We start from the raw sequence: 7,077 nt of genomic DNA on the forward strand, positions 1-7,077 counted from the left end.
GTACTTTCATTCTCCGAGGATATGATATAAGTAACAACAAACAAGGAGGAAAAAGAAATTGAAAAAGAAAGTTGGTATTGCAATTGCAACTATAGCTGGTGCAGTAGTGTTAGGCTTAGGTATTTATCAGTCAGACGCAGCTAAGACAGACCCAAACTTATCGACAGATGAAATCCGTGAAATGGTTAAAGCTCAATACCCTGGAACAATTACTGAATTAGAATTAGAAAAACGGTCCAATAAAGCGATTTACGAAGTAGAAGTAGAAAGTAATGGTAAGGAGTATGAATTAAAACTGGATGGTAATTCTGGTGAGATATTAAATCTTAAGGAAACAGATACTTCTAAGAAAGCGAGTAATACTAAAGAAGAATCCAGTAATGTGACTATGGACGATGATAATAAAGATGATGATAGTAGTGACACAGATGACAAAACCAATAAACAAGATGACGATAACACTAGTAATGAGAACAAAGAAAACAGCCAAGGAGTTCCCTCTAAAAAAGTTGTTATTGATGTAAATAAAGCTAAGGAAATTGCACTAGCTGAGTTTTCTGGAACGGTTAAAGAAATGGATCTCGATGATGATGATGGTCGGTTAATTTATGAAATTGAAATTAGAAAAGGTAACAGGGAAGCGGAACTTGATATTGATGCATACACAGGAGAAGTACTAGTTCTCGAAATTGAGGTTGATGACGAGGATGACTATGATGGTTAAAAAAGGCTGTTTTCGTAAAGTTTGTTGCTTTTGAGAGAATAGATATATATTGCGACGTAACTTATTCTCGGATTTGCTTTATCGACATCGAGCGCGATAGAACCGCTTCTTCCGAGCTTTCCTTGTCCTGCGGGAGGATAGGCATAGGTGAGACACCAAAGTGCTTCAGCACGTGGTGGCTCATCAGCCGCCCTAAGGTGTGCGAAGTGTATTTCCAGAGCGAGTAAAAGCACCAACCATCATCTCAAGTTACGTCGCATTTTATATCAACTATGAAGATGAAAAAGCAACAATGCGTGCGAAAACACCCTTAAAAAAATAAGCTACCATCTGGTAGCTTATTTTTTTACGATGAAGTTGTTTGTTGTTGTAGCGGTTATGGTTTTATGCCTTTCAAAATAGGATCGAATTAATTCAACCGCATCCTTTTGGATTTCTTTTACAACCGGCTTTGCTTTAAACATATCATAATTTCCGCCGCCGTTAGCCCGATAATTGTTAAGAACGACATGGTAGGATTTGTTCGTTTCGATTGGTTCGCCATGGTAAGTTATGTGTTCAATTCGTGAACCTAATGGTTTTGTAACATTAATAGTATATTCAATTCCTTCCCACATGTCATAATTATAATGCTGTGGTTTAGGTTCTACATACGATGGATTTACCGTTAGGTCTCCATGATTATCTACAATAAAATATTCTGCGCTTTTCTCTAATGCTTTTTTTATATCTTGAGAGGTTAATTCCAGAACCACAAGTGTGTTAGGATACATATAATTTGAAACGATATCACGCATTGTAACAGTCGAAGCAAAACCCTCAGAGTTATTATTTAATAGAGAAGTAACTGAAATATCAATACCACTTGCATCCATTTGTACGTTTTGAATAAATTCAATAAAAGGATGGTTTTTAATGCGAGCTTGAAAGGGATCTTTTATGGTCATATCTCCATCGATATAGCCAATTGGTTGATCAAGCCATTGTTGTGTTGAATTTTCCATCATTTCCATATAACGCATTATTTCTAAATCGGATGGAACACCTTCTAATGTTTTTACTTCTCCTTGTTTGTCAGTGATCATCCAATTTTCTTTTGCTTTTGCTAGCTCAATAGTGATTTCGCCATAATTTTGACCGTTATTTCCAGGTTGAATTACAAGCACATTTCTAATTTCTTCTGTTAGTATCCGGTGTTGATGCCCTGTTAAAAGGATGTCAATGCCATCAACCTCTTCACACATTTGATACCCTTGGTTTTCACCTGTTAAGTCTTCTGTTGGTTCACCGGAATTAATATCTCGTTCAATCCCACCGTGGTAGCATGCAATTAGCACATCAGGTTTTTCTGTTTCACGAATATGCCCTACCCACTTTTTTAAAGTGGACAAAGCATCCATAAATTGAATACCTTTTATGTGCTCCGGTGATTCCCAGTTGGGAATATAATGCGTTGTAACACCTACAATACCAATTCTTATACCGTTAGCTAATGTTTTAATAGTATATGGTGGACCATAGTGAGGTTCATTTGTTTGGTAATTCACGCAGTTGGCAGATAACCATGGAAAATCAGATTGTGAGACAGCATCACCAAGGATTTTTTTGCCAAAATTAAATTCATGGTTTCCGATTACCCCAGCGTCTATACCAATTTGATTCATCACACCAATCATCGGGTTTTCTTGATGTGTATGTTCCTTTACGTAATGTGTCATAAGCGGGGTGCCTTGGATTAAGTCACCGTTATCTATTACGACAACATGCTCATTCTGTTCCCGGGCCCTTTTAACGACTGTTGCGTACTTCGCAAGTCCAAGGTCAGCCTGCTCATTAGTACCATATAAAATAGGCATAACATTTCCGTGAACATCACTAGTGTATAATAGTTTAATTTCTATCTTATTTGCTGACAATAACAAGCATCCTTTCATCGAGTAAACAAACAAAAGAGCGTATTATACGCTCTTTGATTACTTTTCTTTTCATTATACTATTTTTCTTCTGATTCTTGCAGAAACAAAGTCTATAACTGTTACTACAATGATGATGGCTAACAAGATTAGCCCCATTTCATTCCAATTTCGGTTGTTTGCTGCAAAGATAATCATAGTACCGATACCACCTGCACCAACAATACCTAGGATAGAGGAGGCACGAATATCTATTTCAAAGCGGTAGATTGCATACGATAGAAACTCAGGTATGATCTGAGGAATAACTGCATAAAAGAGCATTTGTATTTTATTAGCTCCATTTGCTTCCATTGCCTCAACGACTTGCATATCAATCGATTCAATTACTTCAGAATAAAGTTTTCCTAGCATACCAGTGGAACCAATTGCAATCGCAAGTACCCCAGCAAAAGCATTAGGTCCTACAGCAACAACGAAAAGAATAGCAAGGATGATATCCGGAAATGCACGAACGGCAGATAATATCCATTTTCCAAGTGTAGTTAATATCCTACTACCAGTCATATTATGTGCAGCAAGAAATCCTAATGGAATAGCCAATATTGCCGCCATTAGTGACCCAGCAAATGCAATAAAGATAGTTTCTAATATGTTCCAGAAAACTTCATTGGATGCTGACCAGTCTGGACTGAATAATTTAGGGATTACTCTGCTAAAGTTATTTAATACCCGTTCCCATGCACGTGCCCAATCAATATCAATGCCAAGAAAGGTCCAAAGATAAAGAGCTATGACTAAAAGGATCAGGACAATCTTTTTAAGCTTTTGAAACAATGATCTTTCTGGTTTTGGAGGTAATGAAATAGTTTTCATTATATCAATGCCTCCCTTAACTTATTACTGATATATTCAATAACGATAACAACCACAAATATAAGGGTTATAATTGCCATAGCATTTGGATAATTATAAAAACCTAATTGCTGATCTAATACAAGACCGATACCACCTGCACCAACTAAACCTAGTACAACCGATGCACGAATGTTAATTTCAAACACGTATAGTACAAAGGAAGTATACTGAGGCAGTACTTGTGGAACAAGTCCATAATATATTACTTGAAAGACATTTCCACCAGAAGCACGCATAGCTTCAAGAGGATTCATATCGACTGATTCAATTGTTTCACTAATCAGTTTTGCCAATATACCCAATGAAAAAATAAATAGTGCTAAAATACCGGGCAAAAGTCCAATACCAAATAAACCAACAAATATGACGGCTAATACTAAGTCTGGAATCGTACGTAAAATATTTAATAGTGTACGTGTGAACACGTAAAGTGGTTTAAACGTAGTAATATTTTGTGCTGATAAAAGCGCCAAAGGAACTGTAAGAATTGCTGCTCCAGTTGTTGCAATTATAGCCATTTGAATGGTTTGAGCCATTGGCCCCCAGACAGCTGGAACGACACTAAGATTGGGGGGGAAGAACTTTTCAATAACGACAAACATATTCCCAAGCGCGTTACCAAAACCCCCAACCATGTCGCGCTGTGTATAAAGCATACTAAAGAGGTAAAAGCCTAAGACTACGAAAAATATGATGGTAACCTGTAATTTGGTTTTAGCAGGATAAATGGACGGTGTTTTTTCTAAAGACGTAGGGTTGGTTTTTTCTGTCACGATTCATCTGCCCCCCCACGCAAGTCGTCCTCACGTATTGTACGGCCATAGATTTCTTCAAATGTCTTTTCACTAACCTCGGATACTGGTCCATCAAATACAACTTCTCCACCTCGCATGCCGATAATACGATCAGCATATTCCATTGCCATATCAATGAAATGCAGGTTAACAATGGTTGTTATATTATCTTCTTTATTGATTTTCTTTAAATAAGTCATTACTTGATGGGAAGTAGGCGGATCAAGTGATGCAACTGGTTCGTCTGCAAGTACATAAGATGGCTTTTGTGTTAAGACACGTGCAATACTAACCCGTTGCTGCTGGCCACCACTTAATTCATCTGCTCTGTTGTATATCTTGTCTTCAATGTTTACACGCTGTAAGCTTTCGTAGGCTAGTCCAATATCTTCTTTTTTGTATAGGTTTAATATGGAACGAAATGTACCAGTATGTCCTAATCGACCGGCCAATACATTTTTCAATACATTTGAACGGTTAACCAGGTTATAGCTTTGAAAGATCATACCAATTTTGGTTCGGAGTTTTCGTAAATTACTACTACGGTATAAAAGAATATCTTCATCATCTATTAGAAGAGAACCCTTTGTTGGGGTAACAAGACGATTTATACTACGAATAAATGTAGATTTCCCGGCACCTGATAAACCAACAATTACAACAAATTCACCATCATTAATTTTTACGTTAATGTTTTTAAGGCCTTCTGTACCGTTAGGGTATACAAGGCTGATATCTTTAAATTCGATCATAATATGTACTTCCTCCATTGCAATCTTATGACATACTTGTACCTCGTTTAGACATTTATATGATAAAAGTGGAAAAAGGGGAGAATAAACTCCCCTTTAATTTTCCCAACTAGTTATATATCTTAAAGTGAAATATCGTCTTTGAATTTTTTATAAGTATCTTTTACAACATCATATTCTTCATCTGTTGCTTCATCAATTTCATCCCAGTTATATACATCATTCATAATCTTGATCATATCTTCATCGTCGTTAAATGATAAGAACGCTTCTTTAATTTGTTGAACAAACTCATCATCAAGTTCTTTAGTCACAGAAATAGTATCATTAGGAATCTCATCTGTATAACCAAGAACGGTTAATTTGTCCATTACATCAGGATATTCCTCTTCAAGCTCTGTACGTACATCATCAAATGTAGTTGCCACATCAGCTTCTCCTTCATAAACAGCAATTGCTGAATTATCATGTCCACCTGATTGAACTGTTCCGCTGAAAAATTCACTTTCTAATTCGGTACCTGATGCATAATCAAATTCCTTCATCAGTTGACTAGCAGGGAATAAATATCCAGAAGTTGATCCTTTATCTCCGTAAGCCCAAATTTTACCCTCTAAATCCGCAAGACTATCAATGCCGGAATCAGAGCGTACTAGATATTGTGCTTTGTAAGTACTCGATCCATATCTAATAGATTTTAAAATTACTTCAACTCCATATTGCTCATTTGCTAAAACATAACCAAAAGCAGGAACAAAGCCAACATGTACCTGATTAGCCCCCATTGCTTCAACAAGTGAGTTATAACTAGTCATAACACGTCCTTGTACTTCAATACCCAATTCCTCACCTAAGCGTTCTGCTAATGGTTCTACTGTATCAGCAATTGTATCTGAGTCCTGCGATGGAACAAATCCCATTACTAATGTATCAGGTCTATCAGCTTCGCCTTCATCTGTAGCTTCTTCATTGTCACTATTTTCCGTTTTTTCATCATCACTATCGTTATTCTCCGAATCGGTATCATCAGACTGACCACAAGCTGCTAGTACGAATAGTACTAACCCTAACACTAATAAAAGGCTATAAAGTTTTTTCATCTTGACCCTCCTAATATAATGTATATATATAAAATCTTTCCTCCTAATTAAATAACACTTGGGACAAAAATGCTAGACTATTTTTGAAATTTTACAAAGGATTTACGTGTTTAATTGAGAAAAAGGCTAACTAGAATAACATTATAATAGTAACTGTGCTATTTTATTCCTTTAATATATGCTTCAGGACTGATATACATGTTTTTGTCATTAATAAAAATTAAAACTTTATTGGAAAAATAAATTGATATGGACATGAAGTAGAAGGTGTAACACCTGCTGGAATGACAGTATTCCCCGCTCATTTAAAAATGGTTCAATCGAATAAAATTTCTCTCCTGTGATTTATGTCATAGCAGATAAATTCCAAAAAAGGTATGATCAAATTGGGATATGGGATGTCTCAAAGCTCTATACTATAAAGTACAAGTTTGTCGGTAAATTTGTACTGCCTCTAGGGGAGGTTTTTCCCCTTCTCTAAGCAAAACTTTTGTCTAGGTTTTTAGATAAAGGTTTTGCTTTTTTGTAATGGCTGTTTTCTAAAAGATTGTTGTTTTTGTCACAATAGATATATGATGCGTCGTAACTTGAAAACACGATCAGTGCTCCGCTACCGCTACGGAAAAATACTGTGCTTTCCGTTGGCTCGCGCTGAGCCTCCTCGCTCGCAAAAACCGCTTCCCTGTGGGGTCTGGAGCGTCTTCACTTTTCCGCAGGACAAGGAAAGCTCCGGCAGCATTACATCGCAAGCAGAAAATGGGTCTGTATTTACAAGGAGTCTCCGTGTATTCCGGCTGCTAATATAGTGTTATCTGATAATTAATAGCAGCGTAGCGAGAAAAAACTTATAATGCAGCTTTACCAGTCAGGGTGAGC

Annotated in this window: 7 protein-coding genes; 2 read left to right on the forward strand and 5 right to left on the reverse strand. The window is 36.7% G+C overall.

Features of this window, described 5'->3' with window-relative positions:
• Positions 1–58 precede the first annotated feature (58 nt).
• Together ACFQ3N_RS07975 and ACFQ3N_RS07980 are read left to right on the forward strand one after the other, a co-directional pair.
• Complete coding sequence (locus ACFQ3N_RS07975; protein ID WP_390361220.1) at positions 59–724, forward strand: PepSY domain-containing protein; 666 nt, start codon at positions 59–61, stop codon at positions 722–724.
• Between the two features lie 199 nt (positions 725–923).
• Positions 924–1,046, forward strand: a complete 123-nt coding sequence (locus ACFQ3N_RS07980) for a hypothetical protein (RefSeq protein ID WP_390361222.1) — start codon at positions 924–926, stop codon at positions 1,044–1,046.
• 16 nt (positions 1,047–1,062) lie between these two features.
• Here the strand turns inward: ACFQ3N_RS07980 and ACFQ3N_RS07985 are convergent, their stop codons facing one another.
• From ACFQ3N_RS07985 to ACFQ3N_RS08005, 5 genes are all read right to left on the reverse strand, one after another.
• A complete protein-coding gene (locus tag ACFQ3N_RS07985; RefSeq protein WP_390361224.1) occupies positions 1,063–2,640 on the reverse strand; it encodes a bifunctional metallophosphatase/5'-nucleotidase in 1,578 nt (525 codons plus the stop codon).
• 72 nt (positions 2,641–2,712) lie between these two features.
• Positions 2,713–3,513, reverse strand: a complete 801-nt coding sequence (phnE, locus tag ACFQ3N_RS07990; protein WP_390361225.1) for a phosphonate ABC transporter, permease protein PhnE — start codon at positions 3,511–3,513, stop codon at positions 2,713–2,715.
• Entirely contained in the window at positions 3,513–4,331 is an 819-nt protein-coding gene (gene phnE, locus ACFQ3N_RS07995) for a phosphonate ABC transporter, permease protein PhnE (RefSeq protein WP_390361246.1), read from the reverse strand. Before phnE (ACFQ3N_RS07995) ends, phnE (ACFQ3N_RS07990) begins: the two co-directional genes overlap by 1 nt.
• The gene (gene phnC / locus ACFQ3N_RS08000; protein WP_390361227.1) at positions 4,325–5,101 is read right to left on the reverse strand and encodes a phosphonate ABC transporter ATP-binding protein; all 777 of its coding nucleotides are present in this window, start codon (positions 5,099–5,101) and stop codon (positions 4,325–4,327) included. Before phnC ends, phnE (ACFQ3N_RS07995) begins: the two co-directional genes overlap by 7 nt.
• A 122-nt stretch (positions 5,102–5,223) precedes the next feature.
• Positions 5,224–6,201 carry a phosphate/phosphite/phosphonate ABC transporter substrate-binding protein gene (locus tag ACFQ3N_RS08005; RefSeq protein ID WP_390361228.1) on the reverse strand — a complete coding sequence of 326 codons (978 nt, stop codon included), beginning with the start codon at positions 6,199–6,201 and terminating at the stop codon, positions 5,224–5,226.
• Between the last annotated feature and the right edge of the window lie 876 nt (positions 6,202–7,077).

The sequence above is a fragment of the Virgibacillus byunsanensis genome, from assembly GCF_042675965.1.
Lineage (GTDB): Bacteria > Bacillota > Bacilli > Bacillales > Amphibacillaceae > Virgibacillus_R > Virgibacillus_R byunsanensis.

What these genes read in the sequence shown, in the direction of transcription:
- phnE (WP_390361225.1), bottom strand. Translation starts at nt 3,513, where the DNA reads ATGAAAACTATTTCATTACCTCCAAAACCAGAAAGATCATTGTTTCAA.
- phnC (WP_390361227.1), bottom strand. Translation starts at nt 5,101, where the DNA reads ATGATCGAATTTAAAGATATCAGCCTTGTATACCCTAACGGTACAGAA.
- ACFQ3N_RS08005 (WP_390361228.1), bottom strand. Translation starts at nt 6,201, where the DNA reads ATGAAAAAACTTTATAGCCTTTTATTAGTGTTAGGGTTAGTACTATTC.